We start from the raw sequence: 26,281 nt of genomic DNA on the forward strand, positions 1-26,281 counted from the left end.
GTCAATGTCGCCGCCGTGGGGCGCAGGCCTCGCGGCGGCGTTTTCTTTTGAGCATGCACGCGGGGCTGATCCTGTTGCTGTGGGTCGCGGGGGTTGCATCCGTGCAGCTCGCGAGTGGTGCGCTGCTGGCCGCGCTGGTTGCGGGCACGCTGGTGCTGGTGCTCGTGTTCGCCCGCATGCGCGGCGTTCGGCTGATTCGTCGCGTACGAGTGCTGCTGCTGGCCATATTCGTTCTGTTCGCGTGGTTTACACCGGGGGAGGCGCTGGTAAGTGCTTTTCCGGTGCTAAGCCCGACGCGGGAGGGGCTGACGCTGGCACTCGTTCATGCAGGGCGATTGCTTGTGGTTGTATGCTGCGTGGCCTTGCTCCTCGAGCGCCTGTCACCTGACCGGCTGGTGAGCGGCTTGTATGCCTTGTGCAGGCCGGGTGCAGCGCTCGGTCTGTCGGCGCAGCACGTTGCGCTGAGGCTTCTGCTGGTTCTGCGTTACGTCGATGACGCGCGGGGCGGCCGTCATGAGTGGAAGCAATGGCTGTTGGCGACCGACGAGCCGGTGGCGCCTGTCCATCTCGTGCGCGAGCGTTTTGGGGCGGCAGACCTTGTTGTCCTTGTTCTGGTGGGTGGATTGTTGGGGTGGTGGATGTGGTAAGGATTGCGCTCTGTATCGAGTACGCGGGCGATGCATTCGAAGGCTGGCAGAGCCAGCGTCATGGTCGAACCGTGCAGGATGTTCTTGAAGCTGCAATCGAGCGAATTGCGGGTGAGTTCGTACGTCTGCAGGTGGCAGGGCGCACCGATACCGGTGTGCATGCGACCGCACAGGTCGCCCATTTCGACACCACTGCGCGTCGTCCGGTCACGGCCTGGGTGCGCGGGGTCAATACCCATTTGCCGAGGACGGTCGTGGTGAAGTGGGCGGTCGAGGTCGACGATCGCTTTCATGCGCGTTTTCTCGCCTACGAACGCGCGTACCGTTACATTCTCTACAATTCGCCGTCGCGGCCGGCGGTGATGGCGGGGAAAGTGGGCTGGTTTCATCCGCCGCTGGATGAGTCGCGCATGGTCGAAGCGGCCAGCCTGCTGGTGGGGAAGCACGATTTCTCGGCCTTTCGGGCGTCCTGCTGCCAGTCGAAGACGCCCGTCCGGGTGATGTACGATGCGCGCGTTTCGCGTGCTGGCGATTATCTGGCGCTCGATTTCCGGGCCAATGGCTTTCTCCATCACATGGTCCGAAACCTGGTGGGTGCGCTGGTCTACATCGGCAAGGGACACTACCCGCCGGAGTGGCTTGGAGAGGTGCTGGAGCGCGGTGACCGTTCGATCGCTGCACCCACGTTCGAGGCGGCCGGGCTTTACCTCTGTGGTGTGGCGTACCCGCCGGACTGGCCGCTGCCTGGGGATGGGCGTATCATCTCCCAGCCTCAGCTTCCCCTCCTCTGAATGTCACGTACCCGAATCAAGATCTGCGGCCTGACCCGGCCGCAGGATGTCCGCGCGGCGGTTGATGCCGGTGCCGACGCCATCGGCTTCGTGCTCTATCCGCCCAGCCCGCGCCATGTCAGCTTCGATCAGGCGGCCGAACTCGCAGCCTTGCTGCCGCCCTTTGTCACGGCCGTCGGCCTGTTCGTCAATCCTGATCCCGGATTCGTCGATGAGGCCCTGCGCCGCGTGCCCTTGCAGCTGCTACAGTTCCACGGCGACGAAGCCGAGGCGGACTGTGCTCGCTATGGCCGTCCATGGATCCGTGCTGCGAGAGTGCGGGCGGGGGTCGATCTGTTAGAATTCGCAGCTTGCCACCCTGGCGCCCGCGGCATTTTGCTCGACGCATTTGTCGAGGGTTATGGCGGGGGAGGTAAGACTTTCGATTGGTCCCTCATCCCCGCGGGACTCGACAGGCCTCTCATCCTTTCCGGCGGACTCGATCCGGAAAACGTGCGTGAGGCGGTTCGTCGTGTGCGCCCCTGGGCTGTGGATGTGTCCAGTGGTGTTGAAGTGGCCAAGGGAATCAAGGACGCAGCCATGATGGCTGCGTTCATTGCCGGAGTTCGAGATGCAGATGGCTGACATGCAGTACCAGTTTCCGGATGAGAAGGGCCACTTCGGTCCGTACGGCGGCGTCTTTGTCGCAGAGACGCTCATGCCCGCGCTCGAAGAGTTGCGTCTGGCGTACGCCGAATGTATGGCCGATCCGGCTTTCATCGCCGAGTTCGAGCACGATCTGAAGCACTACGTCGGGCGCCCAAGCCCGATTTACCATGCCAAGCGCTGGTCCGACCTGCTCGGCGGCGCGCAGATCTACCTGAAGCGCGAAGACCTCAATCACACCGGTGCCCACAAGGTGAATAACTGCATCGGTCAGGCGATGGTGGCCCGGCGCATGGGCAAGCCGCGCGTGATCGCAGAAACCGGTGCCGGACAGCACGGCGTGGCAACGGCAACGGTTGCTGCCCGCTACGGCATGGAGTGCGTGGTCTACATGGGCTCGGAAGACGTCAAGCGGCAGGCGGCCAACGTCTATCGCATGAAGCTCCTCGGTGCGACCGTGGTTCCCGTCGAGTCGGGCTCCAAGACGCTCAAGGATGCGCTGAACGAGGCCATGCGCGACTGGGTGACCAACATCGCCAACACTTTCTACATCATTGGTACGGTTGCGGGGCCGCATCCCTATCCGATGATGGTGCGGGACTTCCAGACCGTCATCGGCAAGGAATGCCTGGTGCAGATGCCGGAGGCGGCCGGGCGCCAGCCTGACTACGTGATTGCCTGCGTCGGTGGCGGCTCCAACGCCATGGGCATCTTCCATCCCTACATCGGTGTCGAGGGCGTACGCCTGATCGGTGTCGAAGCGGCAGGTGACGGGATCGAGACCGGGCGTCACGCCGCACCGCTGACCGCCAACGTCAAGCCTGGCGTGCTGCACGGCAACCGCACCTATCTGATGCAGGATGAGGACGGCCAGATCACCGAGACGCATTCGATTTCCGCCGGTCTCGACTACCCCGGCGTCGGCCCAGAACATGCGTGGCTGAAGGATTCTTCACGTGCCGAGTATGTCGCGGTGACGGACAGTGAGGCGCTTCAGGCCTTCCACGATCTGTGCCGCTTCGAAGGCATCATCCCGGCGCTCGAGTCCTCGCATGCCCTTGCGCATGCGGCAAAGCTCGCAGCGACCTTGCCCAAGGACAAGGTTCTGCTCGTGAACCTTTCCGGACGTGGCGACAAGGACATGCACACGGTTGCCGAGCGTTCGGGAATCCAGTTCTAACCCGCTGCGGACCGCCCTGCGGTCCGCATTGCCGGACTTCATCATGTCGAAAATCCAGACCACCTTTCAGCGTTTGCAGGCCGAGGGTCGCAAGGCGTTGATTCCATTCATCACTGCGGGCGACCCGGACGGCGAGCTCACTGTGCCCTTGATGCATGCGATGGTTGCCGGCGGCGCCGACATCATCGAGCTTGGCGTCCCGTTCTCCGACCCGATGGCCGACGGCCCGACCATTCAGCGTGCTTCCGAACGCGCGCTCGCTGCGGGCATGACCCTGCGCAAGGTGCTTGCGATCGTGCGCACCTTCCGCGCCGAGGATCAGACGACGCCGGTCGTGCTGATGGGTTATGCCAATCCGATCGAGGCGATGGGTGAGGACACCTTCATCGCAGTCGCCAGCGAAGCGGGGGTCGATGGTGTGCTGGTGGTGGACTATCCGCCCGAAGAATGCACCCGCTTTGCTGCGCTGTCCAAGGCCGCCGGGCTCGATCCGATCTTCCTGCTGGCACCGACGTCGTCCGAGCAGCGCTTCCGCGATGTCGCCGAAGCCGGCAGCGGCTATATCTACTACGTGTCGCTCAAGGGCGTGACGGGGTCGGGGAATCTCGACTTCGACGAAGTGGCACGGCGCATTCCCCAGATCCGCGCCGCAGTGGGCATGCCTGTTGGTGTCGGATTCGGCATCCGTGATGCCGAGAGCGCCAAGCGCATTGGTGAAGTGGCCGACGCGGTGGTGATCGGCAGTCGCATCATCGAAGAGATCGAGCGCAGTCCCCGAGACGCGGTGGTGTCCAATGTATCCGCCTTCATCCGCGGCATTCGTGCCGCACTGGATGAGATTGCAGGAGCCAAACAATGAGCTGGTTGCAGAAACTGCTGCCGCCCAAGATCAAACGCAATGATCCGGGCGCACGAAACAAATCGATTCCGGAAGGGCTGTGGAGCAAGTGCCCGGCCTGCGAGGCGGTGCTCTATCGCTCCGATCTCGAAAGCAACATGAGCGTCTGTCCCAAGTGCGGCCACCATCAGCGTGTCCGTGCGCGTACGCGTCTCGACCAGTTGCTTGATCCGGAAGGCCGGCATGAGATCGGTGCGGAGGTGATTCCGGTCGATCCGCTCAAGTTCAAGGACTCCCGCAAGTACCCCGAGCGCCTGTCTACCGCCGCGGCCGATACCGGCGAAGCTGACGCAATGGTGGTGATGCAGGGTGCGATTCTTACCGTGCCTGTGGTCGTTGCCTGCTTCGAGTTCGAATTTCTCGGCGGTTCGATGGGGTCGGTGGTCGGGGAGCGTTTCGTGCGCGGTGCAAAGGCTGCACTCGAGCAGCGAATCCCGTTCATCTGCATTACCGCAACCGGCGGCGCGCGCATGCAGGAAGGGCTGTTCTCGCTGATGCAGATGGCGAAGACGACGGCCGTCATTACCCAGCTGGCGCAACGCAAGCTGCCCTTCATCTCCCTGCTGACCGATCCGACCATGGGCGGCGTCTCGGCGAGCTTTGCCTTCATGGGCGATGTGGTGATTGCCGAGCCCGGTGCGCTGATCGGCTTCGCCGGCCCACGCGTCATTGAACAGACCGTGCGCGAGACCCTCCCGGACGGCTTCCAGCGCTCCGAGTTTCTGCTTGAGAAGGGTGCGATCGACATGATTGTCGATCGTCGCGAACTGCGTCAGCGCATTGCCGAAATTCTTGCGCTGCTCAGCCGACAGCCCGCCGTCCATGCCTGATCTTCAGGAAGTGAGCGGCGTCACGCCGGATACGGTCGACAAGTGGCTCGCGCTGCTCGAATCACGTCACACCCAGACCATCCAGCTCGGACTCGAGCGGGTGGGTGCGGTGTGGGCGGCGCTCGGCCCGGACCCCGAAGGCCTCGTGGTGATCACGGTCGGCGGTACCAATGGCAAGGGCTCGACATGCGCGATGCTCGAATCCATTCTGCTCGCCGAAGGCTACCGCGTCGGCTGCTACACCTCGCCCCACCTGTTGCGCTACAACGAACGGGTGCGCATTGATGGCAAGGATGTCGAGGATGCCGCGCTGGTCGCGGCCTTCGATGCCGTCGAGCACGCGCGGGGCGACACCCCGCTGACCTATTTCGAGCATGGCACGCTGGCCGCGTGGGAAGTGTTCCGCACGCAAGGGCTCGACGTGGTCATCCTCGAAGTCGGGCTCGGAGGCCGCCTGGACGCGGTCAACGTGTTCGACTCCGACTGCGCGATCGTTACCGGGGTGGCCATGGATCACATGGACTACCTGGGTGACACCCGGGAAGCAATCGGCTTCGAGAAGGCGGGCATCTTTCGTGCCGGCCGGCCGGCCGTGTTCGGCGATCCGCAGCCGCCGCAGTCGCTGGTTGATCACGCGGCCGCGATCGGTACGCAGTTGTGGATCAGCGGGCGCGATTTCGGGTTCGGCGGTGACCGGCAGCAGTGGGGTTACTGGCGCTACGCGGCGCCACAGGCCAGCGGTGCGCTGACCAAGCGCGGGGGACTGGCCTATCCGTCCCTGCGCGGCGCCAATCAGCTGCTCAACGCCGCGGCGGTCATGACCGCGCTCGACACTCTGCGTGACCGGATTCCGGTGTCGATGCAGGCCGTTCGTGAAGGTCTGATGCTGGTCGAGGTGCCGGGCCGCTTCCAGGTGCTTGCCGGGCGGCCTACGGTCGTCCTCGATGTTGCGCACAATCCGCAGGCGGCCGGCGTGTTGTCCGAGAACCTTGCGGGCATGAGTTTCCACCCCGAAACTGCCGCCGTGCTGGGCATGTTCGGCGACAAGGATGTCGAAGGCGTCGTTGCACGACTGCGAGACCGGGTGGACCGCTGGTTTCTCGCCGATCTGCCTGGCCCGCGCGGACTGAGCGCGGACGAGCTTGCCGTGCGCGTGCGCGCTGCAGAGGCGAAAGGCGACATTCAATGTTTCAAAACGCCTGCCGAGGCATTTTCCGCAGCGCGGAAAAGTGTTGAGGAGGGTGATAGAATCGTCGTCTTTGGTTCATTCCTGACAGTGGCCGATGTGCTGGCAACGATTCGTGCAGAGCGGCACTGAAGAGGTTTTCCGGTGAGTGACGCAGACAACCTCGAGATCAAGAAGCGGGCACGCAGGCGCCTGGTAGGTGCGGCCGCGCTCGCGCTGCTGGCCGCGATCGTATTGCCGATGGCAATGGACCAGGAGCCACAACTGTCCTCCCAGGATATCCAGATCTCGATTCCCGACCGCGACGCGACCGCCAGCCAGGCGCGCCCGATTGCGCCCAGCCAGCCTGCGGTGGCTAGCGAGCCTGATGTGGCGCCCGCGCCCGTGGAACAGCCGCCCGGCAATTCACCGCCGCCTGCCGTTGCCGCGACCGCTCCGGCGCCCGCGCCGGTCGCAGAAGCGCCGGCCGCAGCCCCTAAGCCAGCCGCGTCGCCTTCGCGCGAAGAAGAGGAAGCCGCCAGGGTAAAGGCCTTGCTGAGCGGTGCGGCCGTTCCGGCAGCGGTGGCTTCATCCGAATCCTTCGTCATTCAGATTGGTGCTTTCAGTGACGAAGTCAAGGCATCGGCGCTGGCCGCCGAGCTGAAAAAGAAGGGCTTCGCCGCCTACACTGAAAAGGCAGGCAAGGTTACGCGCGTTCGTGTCGGCCCGGTGCCGGCGCGGAGCGACGCCGAGAAGCTCGCAGCGAAACTGCGTTCGCAGGGACACAACGCGGTGCTCGCGGCGCGCTGATTGGTTGCAATGACGGTTTTCGACTACGTTTTTCTGGCCGTGCTCGGCCTGTCGGCTGCCGTCGGATTGTGGCGCGGGCTGGTGAGCGAGGTCATGGCCCTGGTGGCGTGGCTTGCCGCATTGCTGGCCGCGTGGCGTTACTCGGGCGAAGCGGCGGGCTTGCTGAGCGGCATCATCAGTGACCCCGCATGGCGGCAGATTGCGGGCTTTGCCGCAATCGTCGTCGTTGTGCTGTTGCTGGCGGCGTTTTTGCGCTTCCTGTTGCGAGAGTTGCTCAAGGCTGCTGGCCTGGGCGCAACCGACCGTTTTTTTGGCGCACTGTTCGGCCTGGCCCGCGGCCTGGCGATCACGTTCGCAGTTGTGTTGATTGGTGGTCTGGTGGGGGTGTCGCGTGAGCCGTGGTGGGCAAATGCGATGTTTTCGCCGCCGCTGGAGACGGCAGTGATTGCTGCCAAACCGTGGCTACCGGATGCGGTAGCCGACAGAGTTCGTTTCAGATAGGCAGGGTTTCCATGTGCGGAATTCTTGGGGTCGTCGCGACTTCCCCGGTTAATCAGTTGCTCTATGACGGTCTTCAGGTGCTTCAGCACCGGGGCCAGGACGCGGCGGGGATCGCCACGGCCGAGGGCGGTCGTTTTCACATGCACAAGGGTTCCGGCCTGGTGCGGGACGTGTTCCGTACGCGCAACATGCGAAACCTGGAAGGTAACTGGGGCATCGGCCATGTTCGTTACCCCACGGCAGGCTCGGCGTACAACGCTGCCGAGGCTCAGCCTTTCTACGTCAATTCGCCTTTCGGGCTGCTGCTGGCACACAACGGCAACCTGACGAATTCGGAAGAACTCAAGCGCGAGATGTTTCTTGCCGATCTGCGTCACATCAACACCAACTCCGATTCGGAAGTGTTGCTCAACGTGCTGGCGCACGAACTGCAGGCGGCAGCCAACGGCCTCAAACTCGACGAAGACGCGGTCTTCCGTGCGGTGGCAGGCGTACACCGCCGCTGTCGTGGCGCCTACGCGGCCGTCGTGATGATTGCAGGCTATGGTCTGCTCGCCTTCCGTGATCCGTTCGGCATTCGTCCGCTGGTGATCGGACGCAATGACGTCGACGCTGGAACGGAGTGGATGGTGGCCTCCGAGTCGGTTGCACTCGATGTGCTCGGCTTCAAGTTGCTGCGCGACGTCGCGCCCGGTGAGGCCGTTCTGGTCGATATCGACGGCAATTTCCGCAGCCGTCAATGTGCCGAGAAGACGGTCGAAGCACCGTGCATGTTCGAATTCGTCTACCTCGCGCGTCCGGACTCGATCATTGACGGGGTGTCGGTGTACGAGTCGCGAGTCAAGATGGGCGAGTTCCTTGCCGAGAAGATGAAGCGCACGCTGCCGAACGTCCACATCGACGTGGTCATCCCGATTCCGGATTCGAGCCGGCCGTCGGCGATGGAAATGGCTCACCGGCTGAACCTTCCCTATCGCGAAGGCTTCGTCAAGAACCGCTACATCGGCCGCACCTTCATCATGCCGGGGCAGGCGACGCGGCGGAAGTCGGTGCGCCAGAAGCTCAACACCATTCATCAGGAGTTCAAGGGCAAGAGCGTGCTGCTGGTGGATGATTCGATCGTGCGCGGAACGACCAGCAAGGAAATCGTCAACATGGCTCGCGAGGCCGGTGCGAGCAAGGTCTATCTGGCTTCTGCAGCACCGCCTGTTCGTTACGCGAACGTATACGGCATCGACATGCCGACCCGCGGTGAGCTGATTGCGAGCGATCGCGACGAAGCCGAGATCTGTCGGCAGATCGGAGCCGATGGCCTGATCTATCAGGATCTCGATGACCTCAAGGCATCGGTGCGCGCACTGAATCCGTCGATCAAGTTCTTCGAGACGTCCTGTTTCGACGGCATCTATGTGACGGGCGACATCACGGCCGAGTACCTCAGCGGGGTTGAGAACCAGCGTTGTGAGGTCAAGCCGGCCTCGCGCGAGGACAGTGACAGCGACCAGATGGACCTGAACCTCATTACGCATCCGGACCAGTGACATCGATGGCCGATAGCAAAGACAACTACGATCTGGACACGCTTGCGGTGCGTGCCGGAATCGACCGCAGTCAGTTCAACGAGCACAGCGAGGCGATGTACCTGACCTCGAGCTTCGTGTTCGACAACGCAGCCCAGGCCGCAGCGCGCTTTTCGGGTGCGGAAGAAGGCAACGTCTATGCCCGTTTCTCGAACCCGACGGTGACCGCGATGCAGACGCGTCTGGCTGCGCTCGAAGGCGGCGAGGCCTGCATCGCGACGGCGTCCGGCATGTCCGCGATCCTGTCGCTGGCCATGTCGATGCTGCAGGCGGGCGATCATGTGGTGGCGTCGCTGGGGCTGTTCGGTTCCACTCAGCAACTCTTTGGCAACGTCCTGAGCAAGTTCGGCATCGAGACCACCTTCGTGCCGGCGACCGATCTTGCCGCCTACCGCGACGCCGTGCGTGCTTCCACCAAGCTGTTCTTCATCGAGACGCCGTCCAATCCGCTGACCGAGGTTGTTGATATCGCAGCGGTTGCCGCGGTCGCTCACGAAGCAGGGGCCATTCTTGCGGTCGATAACTGCTTCTGTTCGCCGGTGTTGCAGCGTCCGCTCGAACTCGGCGCAGACGTGGTCGTGCATTCGGCGACCAAGTATCTGGATGGGCAGGGACGCGTGCTCGGTGGCGCTGTTGTGGGTCCGAAGGTCATTACCGACGAGGTGTTCAAGTTCTTGCGCACTGCGGGACCGACGCTGTCACCGTTCAATGCCTGGGTCATCCTCAAGGGCCTCGAAACACTTCGCATCCGCATGGATGCGCAGTCCGCGAGCGCGCTTGAGTTGGCGCGCTGGCTTGAGGCCCAGCCGGGCGTCGCGCGCGTCTTCTACCCCGGGCTGCCTTCGCACCCGCAGCATGAGCTGGCAATGAGACAGCAGAAGAGTGGCGGTGCCATTCTGAGCTTCGAGGTCAAGGGTGGGCGCGAGGCGGCATGGAGGGTGGTCGACTCCACCAAGATGATTTCGATCACCGCCAATCTCGGCGACACCAAGACCACGATCACGCATCCTGCGACCACGACGCATGGGCGCATCTCGCCCGAAGCGCGTGCCGCAGCGGGCATTGGCGACGGACTGTTGCGCATCGCCGTGGGGCTGGAGTCGATTGACGACCTCAAGGCCGATCTGGCTCGAGGACTCGCAGGCTGACTCCCGCTGCAGGCGTGCCGTACCCCAGAAAGCGCTGGTTGCATGACCGGCGCTTTTTTTTTCGTCACGTTGTTCCGTCGCGGCTGTGCAGCAGTGACTGTCGAGGAATGCCTGCAGGCGGCCCGGCATCGCGATTGCGGTGCGTGTTGCGGGCGATTTGCGTAGACTGACGGTGGCAGGGCGTATGCGATCTGCGCCTTCGGCACCTGACAACATGGGCGACTTGAATGACGGATCACACAACGGGCAGCGTACATACCGAGATCGAGCAGATCATCGCGGCACTCGAACACGGGAAGTACAAGCGTGTTCGAAAGATGCTGCATCAGATGCATCATGCGAAGATCGCCGGGCTGCTCGAGGTGCTCGATCCCGAGCAGCGCCTTGCCGTGTGGCAACAGGTCGATTCCGGGCATGAGGCGCGCATTCTCGCTCACCTCAATCCCGCACTCGGGCGCCATCTGGTCAGCGAGTCGGGCGACCATGCCAGTCATCAGGAAGAGGAAGCGGAAAGCGAGGAGTCGTCCGCGGCAACTCAGATCCGGGAAGTGCGGGGCGCGCTGGCGCAGGGCAAGCTCAAACGCGTAGGCAAGATTCTGCGCGACATGCACCCGGCGAAGGCTGCCGGATTGCTGGAGTCACTCCCGCCAAAGGAGCGTGTCGCGGCGTGGGGCATGGTCGAGGCCGATCGCGCGGGCAAGGTTCTGACCTATCTGCATGGTGAGAGCTGCGCTGCGCTGGCGCTCGAAATGGATCACGAGGATCTGGTGATCGCGGCTGAAAGGCTCGATCTCGACGATCTCGTCGACCTTATTCAGGCCTTGCCCGACGAGAACGGGCAGCAACTGATGCGCGCCACCTACGGCCGTCGCCGCGAGAAGCTCGAGTCGATGCTGTCCTATCCCGAGGATTCGGCGGGTGGCCTGATGAACGCGGATCAGATCGTGGTGCGGCCCGATGTGCGTCTGGCAACCGTGCTCGGCTATCTGCGCCTGATCAAATCGTTGCCGGTGCAGACCGACATGCTGATGGTGGTCGACCGCAAGGGCATCTATCAGGGCGTGCTCAGGCTCAGTGCGCTGGTGACGGCCAAGCCGGAGTTCAAGGTGGCCGAGGTGATGGAAACCGAGCTTCCGGTCATCGCGGTGACCACGTCCTCCGATGAGGTCGCGCGCCTGTTTCAGGATCACGACCTGCTGTCTGCCCCGGTGGTGGACGAGAACGGCTTGCTGCTCGGGCGGATTACCGTCGATGACGTGGTCGATCTGATCCGCGAAAGCTCGGATCGCGCCATGATGCACATGGCCGGTCTGGACGAGGAGGCCGACATGTTTGCCCCCGTACTGACCAGTTCCCGGCGACGGGCGGTCTGGCTCGGGATCAATCTCGTGACCGCCTTCCTTGCCGCCTGGGTGATCGGGCTGTTCCAGACGACGCTCGAGCGCGTGGTTGCGCTCGCCGTGCTGATGCCGATTGTTGCCAGCATGGGGGGCATCGCCGGCAGCCAGACGCTGACGCTGGTGATTCGCGGCATGGCGCTTGGTCAGGTCGGGGGCAGCAACGCGCGGGCCCTGCTCGCGAAGGAAATCGGCATCGCGCTGCTGAACGGATTGCTGTGGGCGGTCGTCGTGGCATTGCTGGCCGTCGCCTGGTTTGGCGACTGGCAGATCGGCGGTGTCATTGGCGCGGCGATTCTGATCAATCTGCTGTTTGCTGCGCTCGCGGGTCTGGTGGTACCGATGGTTCTCGATCGCATGGGAATCGACCCCGCGCTGGCGGGCGGGGTGATTCTGACGACCGTGACCGACGTCATCGGTTTCTTTGCCTTTCTCGGGCTCGCCTCGATCGTGCTGTAGTCCCGGTCTGCAGACGGGATCGCGTTCAGGCGGCTGCGGTGGCGGGCTTGATCGGCGCTTCCTTGATCGGCAGGTTCACGAGCGCAGCGAAGGCGGCCAAGGCCATGTCGGCGTACCACATCCATGAGTAGTCGCCGAGCATGGTCAGGCTCAGGCCGCCCAGCCATGCCCCCAGAAAGCCGCCGATCTGGTGCGAGAGCAGGGTCATGCCGAACAGGGTGGCGAGGTAGCGCACACCGAAGAGCTTGCCGACGATGCTGGCCGTTGGCGGTACGGTCGCCAGCCAGGTGAAGCCGAGCCCGGCCGCAAAGGCGTAAAAGGTCCACTCGGTCTTCGGCAGCATCAGGTAGAGCGCGATCAGCAGCACGCGCGAGCCGTACATCGCCGCCAGCACATGCTTGCTGCGGTAACGGGATATCCAGGCGCCGGCATACAGGCTGCCGAAGATGTTCGCCAGGCCGATGATTGCGAGCGACCAGCTGGCAACCGACGGCGGCAGACCACACAGGTCGACTTCGCCCGGCAGGTGCGTCACCAGAAACGCGATATGGAATCCGCAGGTGAAGAAGCCCGCATGGAGCAGAATGTAGCTGCGGTCCTTGAGCGCATTGCGAATCGCACGCAGGGCGCCGGTGTCTTCTTCGTGGTGCTGGACGGGCTGCTGCTGTGTGCCGGTGAGTTTGTTGATCAAGGGCAGAGCAAGCAGGGTCATGGCCGCCATTGCCCACATTGCACCCATCCATCCGGTAAGCTGAATCAGCTTTTGCAGCAGAGGCGCAAAGACGAACTGGCCGAATGATCCGCCGGCATTGATCACGCCCGAGGCCGTGCCGCGGCTTTCCAGCGGAAGGCGCTGCGCAGCGGCGCCGATCAGCACCGAGAAGCTGGCCGCGCCCGATCCCATTGCGAACAGCAGACCAAGCGAGACAGTGAGGCCGAAGCTGGACTCGATGAAGGGAGTGATCGCACTCCCCAGAGCCAATGCAAGCACGCCGGCGATGAGCACCGCTCCTGGACCGTAGCGATCTGCAGCCGCACCGGCGATGGGCTGGATCGCGCCCCAGGTAAACTGGCCGATGGCCAGCGCAAAGCTGATGGTGGCAATGCCCAGTCCTGTGGAGGTGTTCATCGGGCTGATGAACAGCCCCTGCGACTGGCGGATACCCATCGTGATCGCAAGAATGCCGGCTGCGGCGAGGGTGACGGCAAGGGCGTCGGGCCGTCTTAAGGTACGAAACATGGTGGGCCTGTTTAGCGCAAGGTGAGATCGGTAAGGCGTCAGCATAGCCTGACGACAGCATGTCAAACAAATCGGGCATGACGCCGTGCGATCGTGTCTGGCGCCGCCTGCGCCGTCGCACGGTCGTTGCGCGCTGCCTCAGGTCTGAGTCGGGACGACTGCCTTGAAGTCCCTGCCGTCAAACGACAGCCAGGTGGCATGGCTGTGCCAGTCGGACAGAACCCAGCGCACGCAGTCGCGGCCGTCTACTCGATGCAGGTGACGTGCCGGGCGGTGAGTGTGGCCGTGAATCAGGGCCGGATGTCCGTACTGGCGCAGGATGACTTCTACCGCACCGGCATTGACGTCCATGATGGTCATCGTCTTTTCCTGCTTGGCGGTTTCGCTCTGCTTGCGCAGGCTTTCGATGAAGGCCTTGCGGGCAGCGAGCGGCTGGGACAGGAAGCCGGCCTGCCACGCGGGATCGCGGACCTGCCTGCGATAGGCCTGATAGGAGAGGTCGTCAGTGCACAAGGCGTCGCCATGGCTGAGGAGGATGCGTTGCGAGCCCAGTACGAGCAGGGACGGGTCGGGCAGCAGTCGCATGCCCGTCATGCGGGCAAAGTCGTCGCCGGCCAGCAGGTCGCGGTTGCCCGTCATGTAGAAAAGCTGGACGCCGCTATCGGAGAGCGCGCGTAGCGCAGCGCACATCTGACGATTGAAGGGGGCGTCGACATCATCGTCGCCGGCCCAGTACTCGAACAGGTCGCCGAGGATGAACAGGCTGCCGGCTTCACGTGCCGGGCCGCGGAGAAAACCGAGAAAGGCTGCGACCGTCTCCGGGTGGTCCTCGGCGAGATGCAGGTCGGAAATGAACAATGCCGGAAGCGCCGCATGAAGGGCCTCCGGCATTGTGGCGCCATGCCCGCCACTGACGGCGGACATGGCTGCGCCTGAATCAGACAACTTCGGCGCGCTCGATGATCACGTCTTCCTTCGGCACGTCCTGGTGGAAGCCGCTGGAACCGGTCTTCACCGCACGGATCTTGTCGACCACGTCCATGCCATCGCTGACCTGGCCGAACACGCAGTAGCCCCAGCCCTGCAGGTCGGGCGAGCGATAGTTGAGGAAGTCGTTGTCGGAGAGGTTGATGAAGAACTGGGCCGATGCGGAGTGCGGTGCCTGGGTGCGGGCCATGGCAACGGTGCCGCGGTTGTTCTTGAGGCCGTTGTCGGCTTCGTTCTTGATCGTGTCGCGCGTGGCCTTCTGCTTCATGCCGGGCTCGAAACCACCGCCCTGGATCATGAAGCCGTCGATGACGCGATGGAACACGGTGTTGTCGTAGTGGCCGGCTTCAACGTAGGCAAGAAAGTTCTCGACCGTGACGGGCGCCTTTTCGGCATCGAGTTCGAGGGTGATTACGCCGAAATTGGTGTGCAGTTTGACTGCCATGCTGTTCTCCTGTGGGCTTATTTGCTGGGGGTCGTTGCAGCGTCGAGGACGCGCGCCGACTCGATGGTGACCGGTTCGAGCGGTACGTTCTGATGCATGCCGGCGTTGCCCGTTTTTACCTTGGCGATCTTCTCGACCACATCCATGCCGCGGACAACCTTGCCGAATACCGCATAGCCCCAGCCGTCGCGTGACGGATAGTCGAGAAAGGTGTTGGGCACGAGGTTGATGAAGAACTGTGCCGAGGCCGAATGCGGGTCAGCCGTGCGTGCCATGGCCAGCGTGCCGGGCAGGTTCTTGAGGCCATTCTTCGCCTCGTTCTCGATCGGGGCACGAGTCGGCTTCTGCGTCATCTTTGCGTCGAAACCGCCGCCCTGGACCATGAAGCCATCGATGACGCGGTGGAACACGGTGTTATCGTAGTGGCCGTCCTTGACGTACTGGACGAAGTTCGCGGACGACTTTGGTGCCTTCTCGGCATTGAGTTCGACCACGATGTCGCCGTGGTTCGTCTTGAGCTCAACCATGGGGTTGGCTGCGAAAGCCTGAATGCTGCAGCTGATGAAAGCGATCAGTGCAAGAGCCTGCTTCTTCATGCGGTCTCCGGGAGATGGGTAACGGCAGGGTTGCCGGATGAGGTGCGAGCAGTCCCTCCTGGCGCCAAGGCGCATGGAGGGTCGGCAAAAGTTCGCAATTATGCGCCGTGCTATACTTTTGGCGGGTGATCCGGGCTGCTAACCAGCCCCGGATTCTACCAACAAGCGGCAAGCACTCATAGTTTCCTGTGTCGCGACGCTGACAGCGGTAACACAACGGAGCGGGTCCGGTCGGAGCCCGCTTTTTTGCTGCCGCGACTGACGAATCACACTGTTTCGCGGCTGTCGCCGCGAGCGCTTTTCGGTTATCTGCATGCTCACCATCTACAACTCGCTCACCCGCAAGAAGGAACACTTTCAACCCATCGATGCCGGCAAGGTCCGCATGTATGTCTGCGGCATGACGGTGTACGACTACTGTCACCTCGGCCACGCACGGGTGATGGTGGTCTTCGACATGGTGACGCGCTGGTTGCGCGCGAGCGGGCTTGATGTGACCTATGTGCGCAACATCACCGATATCGACGACAAGATCATCCGGCGGGCGCAGGAAAACGGCGAAAGCATCCGTGCGCTGACCGATCGCTTCATTGCGGCGATGCATGAGGATGCGGACGCCCTCGGTGTGTTGCGCCCTGACCACGAGCCGCGGGCAATGGATTACGTAGCCGGCATGCAGAGCCTGATCAGCCGCCTCGAGGCCAAAGGGCTGGCCTATGTCGCTGCCAACCGTGACGTGTGCTTTGCAGTGCGCAAGTTCGACGGTTACGGCAAGCTGTCGGGCAAGTCGATCGACGAACTGCGGGCCGGCGAGCGTGTTGATGTGGTCGGCGACAAGAACGATCCGCTCGATTTCGTGCTGTGGAAGCATGCCAAGGCGGAAGAGCCGGAAGAGGCGAAGTGGGCCTCGCCCTGGGGAAGTGGTCGTCCGGGCTGGCACATCGAGTGCTCGGCGATGAGTGCCGATCTGCTCGGCGAGCAATTCGACATTCACGGTGGCGGGCAGGATCTCCAGTTTCCGCATCACGAGAACGAGATTGCGCAGTCGGAAGGTGCGCATGGTCACGCTTTCGTCAACTACTGGATGCACAACGGTTTTGTACGGGTCGACGACGAAAAGATGTCGAAATCCCTGGGCAATTTCTTCACCATCCGTGAGGTGCTGAAGCAGTACGATCCCGAGGTCGTGCGCTTCTTCATCCTGCGTGCCCATTACCGCAGTCCGCTGAACTACTCGGATGCCCATCTCGACGATGCGCGTCAGGCGCTGACGCGGCTGTATACGGCGCTCAAGGCCGTGCCGGTCACGGACGCCGAGCCTGACTGGAGCACGCCATGGGCGCAGCGTTTCCAGGCTGCGATGGACGACGATTTCAACACCGCCGAAGCGCTTGCCGTGCTGTTCGAGCTTGCCAACGAGGTCAATCGTGGCGCAGCCCCAGCGCTTGCGCAGCAGTTGCGCGCGCTGGGCAAGGTGCTCGGTTTGCTCGAACGCGACGCAACAGCCTTCCTGCAGGGCGGGGTGCAGACGGAAGGTGGGCTGGACGTCGCCGAGATCGAGCGCATGATCGAAGCCCGGGTCAGCGCGAAGAAGGGTCGCGATTTTGCCGAAGCCGACCGCCTTCGTGCGGCCTTGCTCGAAGCCGGGATCGTGCTCGAGGACAGCGCTCAGGGCACGACCTGGCGTCGCGCCTGAATCCTCGCCCGCAACAGGCACGAAAAAGGGGCTGCACCTGTCAGGGTGCAGCCCCTTTTTCTGGCCATCGCCGCGCTCAGTTTCCGAAGCTGCCTTTGCCGATCACCGTCAGGTCAACGAAGTTCAGCCCGCTCCTGTTGCGCGCGGAAAACGCCAGACGCAGGCCGCCGGCATCCCAGTCACCGAGGCTCTCCAGCGCACTGATCAGGCGCTCACGGTTGAGCTCGCGGCCTGCACGGCGGAGACCTTCGCTGAAGCTGCGTGCGGCAAGATAGCCTTCGAGGGCGGTGTAGGAGTAGCTTTGTCCCGCCTTGTCGGCCGCCTGCCGGTATTCGCGCACCATCGGATAGTCGATGCGAAAGGGCGAGGGCATGACCTGGGCGATCACCATGCCGCGCGCCTTGTCCCCGAGCTCGCGGATCAACTGGCGGCTGCTGATCACGGAAAGGCCGAAAAGCATCGGACGGTAATCGGTTTCGAGAAGCGCCCGCATGAAGGCCGGGGAGCTGTTGCCCGCGGTCACCAGAATGACCGCCGCGGTGTTGCCGGCAACGACCGTGCCAACTGCTTCGGCCGCGTTGCTGCCGTCGGATGCGATCGGTGCAACGACCGGTGCGGGCAGGCCACGACGGGTAAGGGCTGCAGTTGCGGCCTCGAGCCCGGCCTGTCCAAAGGGGTCGGCATGGTGCACCACTGCGATCGATTTCACCCCGATGTTTGCCAGATGGTCGACCATCTTTTCGATCTCCTGCGAATACGAGGCGCGCAGGTGAAAGACGAGCGGGTTGCCAGGGCTGCGGACCGCATCGGCCCCTGTGTAGGGGGCGAAAAAGGGCACCTTGGCAGCGGTGGCAACCGGAATGGCCTTCAGGCTGGGGCCGGTGCCAAAGCACGCGAACAGTGCCAGCACCTGATCCTTTTCGATCAGCTTGCGGACATTTGCTGCCGCGCGATCCGGGTTGTAGGCATCGTCTTCGGTGATGAGCTCGATCCTGCGACCATTCACGCCACCGCGGGCATTGAGCTGGTCGAAGTGAAGCATCGCACCGGAAAGATATTCCTTGTTGAGTTCGGCCAGCGGCCCGGTGAGGGCGCCGGAGTGCCCAAGCGTGATGCTGTCGTTGTCGACGCCCTGCTGGGCGTGCGCAGCACCGACCGGAAGCAGTGGCGCAAGGGCCACGAGCACCGCAGTCAGTAGCGGACGTATTACTTTCATAGTGTCTCCATCAAGGTCTCTTCGCGGACCCGTTCATCATATCCTGCAGCGTCCAGTTTGTGGACGAAAAACGCCGACGCAGGCGCGAAGCCTTGATGGGCTGTCGCGCGTGCGTCGGCGAAGATCGTGCCGCAGTCGTCGGTCAGGTGCCGAAGAACTCGCGTACCTTGTCCATCCAGCCTTTGGCTTTCGGATTATGCCGGTCGACGTTGCCGCTGGAGATGGATTCGAACTCCTCCAGCAGTTCGCGCTGGCGCTCGGTGAGCTTGACCGGCGTTTCGACCAGCACATGGCACATCAGGTCGCCATGGGTGTGCGAGCGCACGTTCTTGATCCCCTTGCCACGCAGACGGAAGACCTTACCGCTCTGAGTCTCGGCCGGAATCTTCAGGCGTGCCATGCCTTCGAGTGTCGGGATCTCGATCTCGCCACCCAGTGCAGCGGTGGTGATGCTGATCGGCATCTCGCAGTGCAGGTCGTCGTGGTCGCGCTCGAACACCGAGTGCTTGCGAATGTGGATCTCGACGTAGAGGTCGCCGGCAGGACCGCCATTGACGCCCGGCTCGCCGTGACCGCCGTGACGAAGGCGCATGCCCTCGTCGATGCCCGCCGGAATCTTCACTTCGAGCGTCTTCTGCTTCTTCACCCGGCCTGCGCCACCGCAATCGCGGCAGGGGTCCGGGATGATGCGGCCGCTGCCATGACACTTCGGGCAGGTCTGCTGGATCGAGAAGAAGCCCTGCTGGATACGGACCTGGCCCGCGCCGCCACAGGTGGGGCAGGTCTTGGGCTGGGTGCCGGGCTTGGCGCCGCTGCCGTGGCAGGAGCCGCATTCTTCGACGGTCGGAATGCGGATCGTCTTTTCTGCGCCGCGCGCGGCTTCCTCGAGCGAGATCTCGAGGTTGTAACGCAGGTCGGCGCCGCGATAGACGTTGGAGCGGCCGCCGCGCCCGCCTGCACCGCCGAAGATGTCGCCGAAGATGTCGGAGAAGGCATCGCCAAAGCCTTCAAAGCCCTGGCCGCCACCGCCCATCGACTGATCGACGCCCGCATGACCGTAGCGGTCATAGGCGGCTTTCTTCTGCGGTTCGGAGAGGATCTCGTAGGCCTCCTTGGCCTCCTTGAACTTCGCCTCTGCGTCCTTGCTGTCCGGATTGCGGTCCGGGTGATGTTTCATGGCCAGCTTGCGGTAGGCCTTCTTGATCTCATCGTCGCTGGCGTCGCGGTTGACGCCGAGTACTTCGTAGTAATCCCGTTTGGACATGATGTTTCGCTCAGGCTTTTTGGGGGCTCGGCAATGCAGCGTGGCTGTTTGCACCGGCCTTGTGGGGCCGGGGCCTGCCATGCACGTCGTGCTTGCTCATCGCTGCTGTCCGAGAAGTCCCTATTTCGTGCAAAGGCCGAGCCGGCCGGAGCGGGTGCTCCGGCGGGGGCTCGGCCGTTAAGTCTGCCGTCGGGCGAGACGCTTACTTCTTGTCCTTCACTTCGGTGAACTCGGCATCGACGACGTCAGCGTCATCGGCCTTGTTGCTGCCACCTGCCGAGCCCGCAGGCTGCTCACCCGCTTCAGCGCCACCCTGCTGACCGTACATGGCTTCGCCGAGCTTCTGGCTGGCCATGGCAAGGGCCTGGGTCTTGGCTTCGATGCTGTCCTTGTCGCCGCTCTGGATGGCTTCTTCGGCTTCCTTGATCGCAGCTTCGATCTTGGCCTTGTCCTCTTCGCCGACCTTGTCGCCGTGCTCGCCCAGTGCCTTCCGGGTCGTGTGGATCAGGGTGTCGCACTGGTTGCGTGCGTCGACCAGTTCGCGCGCCTTCTTGTCTTCGTCGGCGTGCGATGCAGCGTCCTGGACCATGCGCTCGACTTCAGCGTCGGACAGACCGGAGTTGGCCTGGATCTTGATCTTGTTTTCCTTGCCGGTGGCCTTGTCCTTGGCCGATACGTGCAGGATGCCGTTGGCGTCGATGTCGAAGGTGACCTCAATCTGCGGCATGCCGCGCGGTGCCGGCGGAATGTCGGACAGGTTGAACTGGCCCAGGCTCTTGTTGCCGGCAGCCATTTCGCGCTCGCCCTGCAGCACGTGGATGGTCACGGCGCTCTGGTTGTCGTCAGCGGTGGAGAACACCTGGCTCGCCTTGGTCGGGATCGTGGTGTTCTTCTGGATGAGCTTGGTCATCACGCCACCCATGGTCTCGATGCCGAGCGACAGCGGGGTCACGTCGAGCAGCAGCACGTCCTTGACTTCACCTTGCAGCACGCCGCCCTGGATGGAGGCGCCAACTGCAACGGCTTCGTCCGGGTTCACGTCCTTGCGCGGTTCCTTGCCGAAGAATTCCTTAACCTTTTCCTGCACCTTGGGCATGCGGGTCTGACCGCCGACCAGGATGACGTCATCGATGTCGGACACCTTGAGGCCGGCATCCTTCAGCGCAACGCGGCAGGGCTCGATCGAGCGCGTGATCAGCTCTTCGACCAGGGATTCGAACTTGGCGCGGGTGATCTTGACTGCAAGGTGCTTCGGGCCGGAGGCGTCTGCGGTGATGTAGGGCAGGTTCACTTCGGTCTGGCTGCCCGACGACAGTTCGATCTTGGCCTTTTCGGCAGCTTCCTTCAGGCGCTGAAGGGCGAGCACGTCGTTCTTGAGATCGACGCCCTGTTCCTTTTTGAACTCGGTGACGATGTAGTCGATGATGCGCTGGTCGAAGTCTTCGCCGCCCAGGAAAGTGTCGCCGTTGGTAGCCAGCACTTCGAACTGGTGCTCGCCGTCGATGTCGGCGATCTCGATGATCGAGATGTCGAAGGTGCCGCCGCCGAGGTCATACACGGCGATCTTGGAGTCGCCCGGCTTCTTGTCCATGCCGAAGGCGAGGGCAGCTGCGGTCGGCTCGTTGATGATGCGCTTCACTTCCAGACCGGCGATCTTGCCTGCGTCCTTGGTGGCCTGACGCTGGCTGTCGTTGAAGTAGGCCGGCACGGTGATGACCGCTTCGGTGACTTCTTCGCCGAGATAGTCTTCGGCGGTCTTCTTCATCTTGCGCAGCACTTCGGCAGAAACCTGCGGCGGGGCAATCTTCTTGCCGCGCACTTCAACCCAGGCGTCGCCGTTGTCGGCCTTCGCGATCGTGTAGGGCATCATGGCGATGTCCTTCTGCACTTCCTTCTCTTCGAAGCGGCGGCCGATCAGGCGCTTGATGGCGAACAGGGTGTTCTTGGCGTTGGTAACGGCCTGGCGCTTGGCCGGCGCACCGCACAGAATCTCGCCGTCTTCCGCGTAGGCGACGACGGACGGGGTGGTGCGGCCGCCTTCGGAGTTTTCGATGACCTTGGGCTTGCCGCCTTCCATGACGGAGACGCAGCTGTTGGTCGTGCCGAGGTCGATGCCGATGATCTTGCCCATGATTGTGTCCTTTAGTTCCTGAATTTGTATGAGAGCCGTGCTTGCCGGCTCAGCCTTGATTCGAATATGGGGCGGGGTGGCCGTGTTTCAAGCCACCGGTGCGCCGAATTACGCTGATTTTGCCTTCGACACCATCACCATGGCGGGACGGATCACGCGGTCGTTCAGCAGGTAACCCTTCTGCAGTACGTTGATCACCGTGTTCGGCTCGGCGTCCGACTCGAGTGCGCCGATGGCCTGGTGCTTGTTGGGGTCGAACTTCTGGCCGGCCGGATTCTCTTCGGTGAGGCTGGCGCCCTCGAATGCGGAGACCAGTTGCTTGAGCGTCAGCTCGACACCTTCGCGCAGCTTTTCCAGGGTCTGGTTCTCGGTGCCGAGTGCGGCTTCGAGGCTGTCCTTGACCGGCAGCATCGCCGTGGCGAACTTCTCGGCTGCAAACTTGGAGGCCTTGGCGATGTCGTCCTGCGCGCGGCGGCGAACGTTCTCGGTTTCAGCCTTGGCGCGCAGCCAGGCGTCGTGGTGCTCGGAGGCCTTGAGTTCGGCTTCGCGCAGGCTCTGTTCGAGGCTGGGCATCACGTCCGGTGCTGCATGCTCGCCGGTCGGGTTTTCCGTCGTGGCGTCCGCGGCGGGCGCCTGTTCGAGTTCCGCTGCGTTTTCCGGCGTAGGCTTCTGTTCCTGCATGGATGGTCGCTCCCTGTGTTCATCAATCGCCCAACAGCTTGGGGCGCGTGCAGGGATTTCAAGTGCGGGGCGAAGATTTTTTTACGCGCGAGATGACGTGCTGCTGCAATCGTCTACTGTCGTCAAGGTAGTGAAGCCCTTGCGCATGCTAAAATTGCACGCTTTTGGTTCAAGCGGGTTTTACCGCCTCAGAGCATGACACAGTTCGCCAAGGAAACACTCCCGATCAGCCTCGAGGAGGAGATGCGCCACTCCTATCTCGATTACGCCATGAGCGTGATCGTGGGGCGCGCGTTGCCCGATGCGCGCGACGGTCTCAAGCCGGTACACAGGCGCGTGCTGTTTGCAATGCACGAGCTCTCCAATGACTGGAACCGTGCATACAAGAAGTCCGCCCGTATCGTCGGTGACGTGATCGGTAAATACCATCCACACGGCGATACCGCGGTGTACGACACCATCGTGCGGATGGCGCAGGACTTTTCGCTGCGCTACATGCTGGTCGACGGCCAGGGCAACTTCGGTTCGGTCGACGGCGACAACGCTGCAGCGATGCGATACACCGAAATCCGCATGGCGCGGATCGGTCATGAACTGCTGGCGGATATCGACAAGGAAACCGTCGATTTCGGGCCGAACTACGATGGCTCTGAAAAAGAGCCGCTGGTCATGCCCGCGCGCATCCCCAATCTGCTGATCAACGGTTCTAGCGGTATTGCGGTCGGCATGGCGACCAACATTCCGCCGCACAACCTCGGCGAGATCATCGATGCCTGTCTGAAGCTGCTCGAAGATCCCGAGACGGATATCGAAGCGCTGATCGAAATCGTCAAGGCGCCCGACTTTCCGACCGCCGCACTGATCTATGGCCTGCACGGCGTGCACGAGGGTTACCGCACCGGCCGCGGCCGTGTGGTCATGCGTGCGCGCACCCACTTCGAGCCGATCGGCAAGAGCGACCGGCAGGCGATCATCGTCGACGAGCTGCCCTATCAGGTGAATAAGCGCACCCTGCAGGAGCGCATGGCCGAGCTGGTCAACGAAAAGAAGATCGAGGGCATCAGCGAGATCCGCGACGAGTCCGACAAATCAGGCATGCGTCTGGTGGTCGAGCTCAAGCGTGGCGAGATGCCCGAGGTGGTGCTGAACAAGCTGTTCAAGCACACCCAACTGCAGGACAGCTTCGGCATGAACATGGTGGCGCTGGTCGACGGCCGTCCGCGCCTGCTCAACCTCAAGCAGATGCTGGTGTGCTTCCTCGAGCACCGGCGCGAGGTCATCACCCGCCGCACCATTTTCGAGCTGCGCAAGGCGCGCGATCGTGGGCACATCCTCGAAGGTCTGGCGGTTGCGCTGTCCAATGTCGACGAGATCATCGCGCTGATCAAGGCGGCACCGTCCCCCGCCGACGCCAAGCGCGGCCTGATGGATCGCACCTGGCGCTCGCCGCTGGTGGAAGAGATGCTGGCGCGCGCACTGGCGGACAGCTACCGGCCGGAAGGGCTCGACCCGCAGTTCGGTCTGTCGGCCCAGGGCTACCGCCTGTCAGAGGCCCAGGCTCAGGCCATCCTCGAGCTGCGCCTGCAGCGCCTGACCGGCCTCGAGCAGGACAAGATCGTCAACGAGTACCGCGAAGTGATGGACATCATCACCGACCTGCTCGACATCCTGGCCCGCCCGGAACGCATCACCGAGATCATCGTTGCCGAGCTCACCGGCATTCGCAACCAGTTCGGCGACCCGCGTCGCTCCGAGCTGGTGATGAATACCTCCGAAATCAACATCGAAGACCTGATCACGCCGGAAGACATGGTGGTGACCCTGTCGCACACCGGCTACTTCAAGCGTCAGCCGCTGGCGGATTACCGTGCCCAGCGTCGTGGCGGTCGTGGCAAGCAGGCGACCTCGATGAAGGACGAGGATTTCATCGATCACCTGTTCGTGGCCAATACTCACGACACCGTGCTGTGCTTCTCCAGCCGTGGCCGTGCCTACTGGCTGAAGGTCTATGAAGTGCCCGAGGGTACGCGCAACTCGCGTGGCAAACCGATCGTGAACCTGTTCCCGCTGATGGAAGGGGAGAAGATCAACGCCGTGTTGCCGGTGCAGGCCTTCGACGACGACCACTTCGTGTTCATGGCGACCTCTGCCGGAACGGTCAAGAAGACCGCGCTGACCGCCTTCGCCAACCCGCGCAAGGCTGGCATCATTGCGGTGCACCTGGACGATGGCGATCACCTGATCGGCGTCGAGATCACCGATGGTGCCTGCGATGTGATGCTGTTCTCCGACGCCGGCAAGGCAGTGCGCTTTGCCGAGAGCGACGTGCGTCCGATGGGGCGCGAAGCGCGCGGTGTGCGCGGCATGACGCTGGAAGATGGTCAGCGCGTGATCGCAATGCTGGTGGCCAAGGACGAATCGCAGTCGGTTCTGACTGCAACCGAAAACGGTTACGGCAAGCGCACGCCAGTCGCCGAGTACACCCGCCATGGCCGCGGCACCAAGGGCATGATCGCGATCCAGACTTCCGATCGCAACGGCAAGCTGGTGGGCGCGGTGCTGGTCGAGCCGACCGGCGAAGTCATGCTGATCTCCACTGGCGCGGTGCTGATCCGCACCAAGGTCCAGGACATCCGTGAGCTCGGCCGGGCAACCCAGGGCGTGACCCTGATCAGCCTGGACGAGGGGACTTATCTCGCCGGTATCGAGAAGGTTGCCGAGTCGGATGAGGATGAGCTCGTAGGCAGCCTGGATGAGGCGCCGGAGGGCGGTGAAGAGGGCAACGTGGAAGCGGGCGAGGGCCCGGTCGCAGACGCTGGCGGAGATGCGCCGGCCGAAGGCGAAGGTGAGGAAGGAAACGAAGCATGAGTCGGGTGTGGAATTTCAGCGCCGGTCCGGCAGCACTGCCTGAGCCGGTATTGCGCCAGGCCGCCGAGGAGATGCTCGACTGGCATGGTGCCGGCATGGGCGTGATGGAGATGAGCCACCGCGGCAAGGAGTTCATGTCCATCGCCGAGGCGGCCGAAGCCGATCTGCGCGAACTGCTCGCGGTGCCGTCGAATTACCGCATCCTGTTCATGCAGGGCGGTGCGATTGCCGAAAACGCGATCATTCCGATGAACCTGCTTGGTGAAAAGCGGGTGGCGGACTATGTCGTTACCGGTTCGTGGTCGCAGAAGGCGCAGAAGGAAGCGCGGCGCTACTGCGAGGTCAATATCGCCGCGAGCGCCGAGGCGAACGGCTTCAGGTCCGTGCCGCCAATGGCAGAGTGGAAGCTGTCGGCCGACCCTGCCTATGTGTTCACCTGCACCAACGAGACCATCGGTGGCGTGGAGTATCCGTTTGAGCCGGATCTGGCCACGATCGGACGCGGCGAGGTGCCGGTGGTGGCCGACGTGTCATCGCACATCCTGTCGCGCAAGGTCGATATCTCCAGGTACGGCCTGCTGTTTGGCGGTGCACAGAAAAACATCGGCCCTGCCGGCTTGACCATCGTGATCGTGCGCGACGACTTGCTCGGTCGTTCCGTGCCGGATTGCCCGACTGCCTTCGACTACAAGACGGTTGCCGATAACGGCTCGATGTACAACACGCCGCCGACCTATGGCATCTACATCGCCGGACTGGTATTCCAGTGGCTCAAGCGCCAGGGCGGGGTCGCCGCCATCGAGGCGCAGAACATCGCCAAGGCCGAACTGCTCTATGGCTATCTCGATGGCAGCGACTTTTACGAGAATCGCATCGATCCCGCGTGCCGCTCGCGAATGAACGTACCGTTCTTTCTCAAGGACGAAGCACTGAATGACGCCTTCCTCGCCGAATCGAAGGCCGCAGGTCTGGTTCAGCTGAAGGGGCATAAATCGGTCGGGGGCATGCGCGCCTCGATCTACAACGCGATGCCGCTTGCCGGAGTGCAGGCGCTGGTGGATTTCATGCGCGACTTTGCCGCGCGCAGGGCCTGAGCCCGATCGGGC

23 protein-coding genes are annotated in these 26,281 nt (G+C 63.0%); 15 read left to right on the top strand and 8 right to left on the bottom strand.

Annotated features, from left to right (window positions below; all coding sequences use genetic code 11):
• The first annotated feature begins 53 nt into the window (after positions 1-53).
• The 12 genes from CEW83_RS00425 (at position 54) to mgtE (ending at position 12,051) form a co-directional block, all read left to right on the top strand.
• On the top strand, positions 54-647 hold the full coding sequence (locus CEW83_RS00425; protein WP_108947581.1) for a CbiQ family ECF transporter T component: 594 nt from the start codon (positions 54-56) through the stop codon (positions 645-647).
• Positions 641-1,438, top strand: coding sequence for a tRNA pseudouridine(38-40) synthase TruA (truA, locus tag CEW83_RS00430; RefSeq protein ID WP_108951100.1), 798 nt, complete (start codon positions 641-643; stop codon positions 1,436-1,438). Before CEW83_RS00425 ends, truA begins: the two co-directional genes overlap by 7 nt.
• Positions 1,439-2,062, top strand: a complete 624-nt coding sequence (locus CEW83_RS00435; protein WP_108947582.1) for a phosphoribosylanthranilate isomerase — start codon at positions 1,439-1,441, stop codon at positions 2,060-2,062.
• Positions 2,049-3,263, top strand: a complete 1,215-nt coding sequence (gene trpB / locus CEW83_RS00440; protein WP_108951101.1) for a tryptophan synthase subunit beta — start codon at positions 2,049-2,051, stop codon at positions 3,261-3,263. The genes CEW83_RS00435 and trpB overlap by 14 nt, the downstream gene beginning before the upstream one ends.
• A 43-nt stretch (positions 3,264-3,306) precedes the next feature.
• Entirely contained in the window at positions 3,307-4,122 is an 816-nt protein-coding gene (trpA, locus tag CEW83_RS00445; RefSeq protein WP_108951102.1) for a tryptophan synthase subunit alpha, read from the top strand.
• A complete protein-coding gene (gene accD, locus CEW83_RS00450; RefSeq protein WP_108947583.1) occupies positions 4,119-4,991 on the top strand; it encodes an acetyl-CoA carboxylase, carboxyltransferase subunit beta in 873 nt (290 codons plus the stop codon). The genes trpA and accD overlap by 4 nt, the downstream gene beginning before the upstream one ends.
• The gene (gene folC / locus CEW83_RS00455) at positions 4,984-6,309 is read left to right on the top strand and encodes a bifunctional tetrahydrofolate synthase/dihydrofolate synthase (protein WP_108947584.1); all 1,326 of its coding nucleotides are present in this window, start codon (positions 4,984-4,986) and stop codon (positions 6,307-6,309) included. The genes accD and folC overlap by 8 nt, the downstream gene beginning before the upstream one ends.
• 12 nt (positions 6,310-6,321) lie before the next feature.
• Entirely contained in the window at positions 6,322-6,966 is a 645-nt protein-coding gene (locus CEW83_RS00460; protein ID WP_108947585.1) for an SPOR domain-containing protein, read from the top strand.
• A 9-nt stretch (positions 6,967-6,975) separates the two neighbouring features.
• Positions 6,976-7,467 (top strand): CvpA family protein, encoded by a 492-nt coding sequence (locus CEW83_RS00465; RefSeq protein ID WP_108947586.1) that lies wholly within the window; start codon positions 6,976-6,978, stop codon positions 7,465-7,467.
• Positions 7,468-7,478: 11 nt separating this feature from the next.
• Entirely contained in the window at positions 7,479-9,008 is a 1,530-nt protein-coding gene (gene purF, locus CEW83_RS00470) for an amidophosphoribosyltransferase (protein WP_108947587.1), read from the top strand.
• 5 nt (positions 9,009-9,013) lie between these two features.
• The gene (locus tag CEW83_RS00475) at positions 9,014-10,195 is read left to right on the top strand and encodes an O-succinylhomoserine sulfhydrylase (RefSeq protein ID WP_108947588.1); all 1,182 of its coding nucleotides are present in this window, start codon (positions 9,014-9,016) and stop codon (positions 10,193-10,195) included.
• A 227-nt stretch (positions 10,196-10,422) separates the two neighbouring features.
• Positions 10,423-12,051, top strand: a complete 1,629-nt coding sequence (gene mgtE, locus CEW83_RS00480) for a magnesium transporter (RefSeq protein ID WP_108947589.1) — start codon at positions 10,423-10,425, stop codon at positions 12,049-12,051.
• A 25-nt stretch (positions 12,052-12,076) separates the two neighbouring features.
• Here the strand turns inward: mgtE and CEW83_RS00485 are convergent, their stop codons facing one another.
• The 4 genes from CEW83_RS00485 to CEW83_RS00500 all read right to left on the bottom strand — a co-directional run bounded on the left by CEW83_RS00485 (position 12,077) and on the right by CEW83_RS00500 (position 15,319).
• Positions 12,077-13,291, bottom strand: coding sequence for an MFS transporter (locus tag CEW83_RS00485; protein ID WP_108947590.1), 1,215 nt, complete (start codon positions 13,289-13,291; stop codon positions 12,077-12,079).
• A 138-nt stretch (positions 13,292-13,429) separates the two neighbouring features.
• Positions 13,430-14,182: a UDP-2,3-diacylglucosamine diphosphatase gene (locus CEW83_RS00490; RefSeq protein WP_108951103.1), complete on the bottom strand. Its 753-nt coding sequence runs from the start codon at positions 14,180-14,182 to the stop codon at positions 13,430-13,432.
• A 46-nt stretch (positions 14,183-14,228) separates the two neighbouring features.
• Positions 14,229-14,723, bottom strand: coding sequence for a peptidylprolyl isomerase (locus CEW83_RS00495; RefSeq protein WP_108947591.1), 495 nt, complete (start codon positions 14,721-14,723; stop codon positions 14,229-14,231).
• 17 nt (positions 14,724-14,740) lie between these two features.
• Positions 14,741-15,319 (bottom strand): peptidylprolyl isomerase, encoded by a 579-nt coding sequence (locus tag CEW83_RS00500; protein WP_108947592.1) that lies wholly within the window; start codon positions 15,317-15,319, stop codon positions 14,741-14,743.
• A gap of 313 nt (positions 15,320-15,632) precedes the next feature.
• Between CEW83_RS00500 and cysS the strand changes: the two genes are divergently transcribed.
• Positions 15,633-17,015 (top strand): cysteine--tRNA ligase, encoded by a 1,383-nt coding sequence (gene cysS / locus CEW83_RS00505; protein WP_108947593.1) that lies wholly within the window; start codon positions 15,633-15,635, stop codon positions 17,013-17,015.
• A 76-nt stretch (positions 17,016-17,091) separates the two neighbouring features.
• Here cysS and CEW83_RS00510 read toward each other — a convergent pair whose 3' ends face one another.
• From CEW83_RS00510 to grpE, 4 genes are all read right to left on the bottom strand, one after another.
• Positions 17,092-18,231: an ABC transporter substrate-binding protein gene (locus CEW83_RS00510; RefSeq protein ID WP_108947594.1), complete on the bottom strand. Its 1,140-nt coding sequence runs from the start codon at positions 18,229-18,231 to the stop codon at positions 17,092-17,094.
• Positions 18,232-18,373: 142 nt separating this feature from the next.
• Entirely contained in the window at positions 18,374-19,495 is a 1,122-nt protein-coding gene (gene dnaJ, locus CEW83_RS00515) for a molecular chaperone DnaJ (RefSeq protein ID WP_108947595.1), read from the bottom strand.
• Positions 19,496-19,697: 202 nt separating this feature from the next.
• Positions 19,698-21,626, bottom strand: coding sequence for a molecular chaperone DnaK (gene dnaK / locus CEW83_RS00520; RefSeq protein WP_199915178.1), 1,929 nt, complete (start codon positions 21,624-21,626; stop codon positions 19,698-19,700).
• A 108-nt stretch (positions 21,627-21,734) separates the two neighbouring features.
• Complete coding sequence (grpE, locus tag CEW83_RS00525; RefSeq protein WP_108947597.1) at positions 21,735-22,307, bottom strand: nucleotide exchange factor GrpE; 573 nt, start codon at positions 22,305-22,307, stop codon at positions 21,735-21,737.
• A 195-nt stretch (positions 22,308-22,502) separates the two neighbouring features.
• On the opposite strand from grpE, the gene gyrA reads away from it, so the two are divergent.
• Positions 22,503-25,175 carry a DNA gyrase subunit A gene (gene gyrA, locus CEW83_RS00530; RefSeq protein WP_108947598.1) on the top strand — a complete coding sequence of 891 codons (2,673 nt, stop codon included), beginning with the start codon at positions 22,503-22,505 and terminating at the stop codon, positions 25,173-25,175.
• Entirely contained in the window at positions 25,172-26,269 is a 1,098-nt protein-coding gene (gene serC / locus CEW83_RS00535) for a 3-phosphoserine/phosphohydroxythreonine transaminase (protein WP_108947599.1), read from the top strand. The genes gyrA and serC overlap by 4 nt, the downstream gene beginning before the upstream one ends.
• The last annotated feature ends 12 nt before the right edge of the window (positions 26,270-26,281 follow it).

Source organism: Parazoarcus communis (assembly GCF_003111645.1).
Lineage (GTDB): Bacteria > Pseudomonadota > Gammaproteobacteria > Burkholderiales > Rhodocyclaceae > Parazoarcus > Parazoarcus communis_A.

Excerpts from the sequence above, each read along its gene's own strand:
- CEW83_RS00500 (WP_108947592.1), bottom strand. The coding sequence starts at position 15,319 with ATGAAGAAGCAGGCTCTTGCACTGATCGCTTTCATCAGCTGCAGCATT.
- CEW83_RS00490 (WP_108951103.1), bottom strand. The coding sequence starts at position 14,182 with ATGCCGGAGGCCCTTCATGCGGCGCTTCCGGCATTGTTCATTTCCGAC.
- folC (WP_108947584.1), top strand. The coding sequence starts at position 4,984 with ATGCCTGATCTTCAGGAAGTGAGCGGCGTCACGCCGGATACGGTCGAC.
- dnaK (WP_199915178.1), bottom strand. The coding sequence starts at position 21,626 with ATGGGCAAGATCATCGGCATCGACCTCGGCACGACCAACAGCTGCGTC.
- CEW83_RS00495 (WP_108947591.1), bottom strand. The coding sequence starts at position 14,723 with ATGGCAGTCAAACTGCACACCAATTTCGGCGTAATCACCCTCGAACTC.
- cysS (WP_108947593.1), top strand. The coding sequence starts at position 15,633 with ATGCTCACCATCTACAACTCGCTCACCCGCAAGAAGGAACACTTTCAA.
- CEW83_RS00435 (WP_108947582.1), top strand. The coding sequence starts at position 1,439 with ATGTCACGTACCCGAATCAAGATCTGCGGCCTGACCCGGCCGCAGGAT.
- gyrA (WP_108947598.1), top strand. The coding sequence starts at position 22,503 with ATGACACAGTTCGCCAAGGAAACACTCCCGATCAGCCTCGAGGAGGAG.
- grpE (WP_108947597.1), bottom strand. The coding sequence starts at position 22,307 with ATGCAGGAACAGAAGCCTACGCCGGAAAACGCAGCGGAACTCGAACAG.
- CEW83_RS00425 (WP_108947581.1), top strand. The coding sequence starts at position 54 with ATGCACGCGGGGCTGATCCTGTTGCTGTGGGTCGCGGGGGTTGCATCC.
- CEW83_RS00465 (WP_108947586.1), top strand. The coding sequence starts at position 6,976 with ATGACGGTTTTCGACTACGTTTTTCTGGCCGTGCTCGGCCTGTCGGCT.
- CEW83_RS00475 (WP_108947588.1), top strand. The coding sequence starts at position 9,014 with ATGGCCGATAGCAAAGACAACTACGATCTGGACACGCTTGCGGTGCGT.
- trpA (WP_108951102.1), top strand. The coding sequence starts at position 3,307 with ATGTCGAAAATCCAGACCACCTTTCAGCGTTTGCAGGCCGAGGGTCGC.
- serC (WP_108947599.1), top strand. The coding sequence starts at position 25,172 with ATGAGTCGGGTGTGGAATTTCAGCGCCGGTCCGGCAGCACTGCCTGAG.
- purF (WP_108947587.1), top strand. The coding sequence starts at position 7,479 with ATGTGCGGAATTCTTGGGGTCGTCGCGACTTCCCCGGTTAATCAGTTG.
- dnaJ (WP_108947595.1), bottom strand. The coding sequence starts at position 19,495 with ATGTCCAAACGGGATTACTACGAAGTACTCGGCGTCAACCGCGACGCC.
- trpB (WP_108951101.1), top strand. The coding sequence starts at position 2,049 with ATGCAGATGGCTGACATGCAGTACCAGTTTCCGGATGAGAAGGGCCAC.
- CEW83_RS00485 (WP_108947590.1), bottom strand. The coding sequence starts at position 13,291 with ATGTTTCGTACCTTAAGACGGCCCGACGCCCTTGCCGTCACCCTCGCC.
- CEW83_RS00510 (WP_108947594.1), bottom strand. The coding sequence starts at position 18,231 with ATGAAAGTAATACGTCCGCTACTGACTGCGGTGCTCGTGGCCCTTGCG.
- mgtE (WP_108947589.1), top strand. The coding sequence starts at position 10,423 with ATGACGGATCACACAACGGGCAGCGTACATACCGAGATCGAGCAGATC.
- accD (WP_108947583.1), top strand. The coding sequence starts at position 4,119 with ATGAGCTGGTTGCAGAAACTGCTGCCGCCCAAGATCAAACGCAATGAT.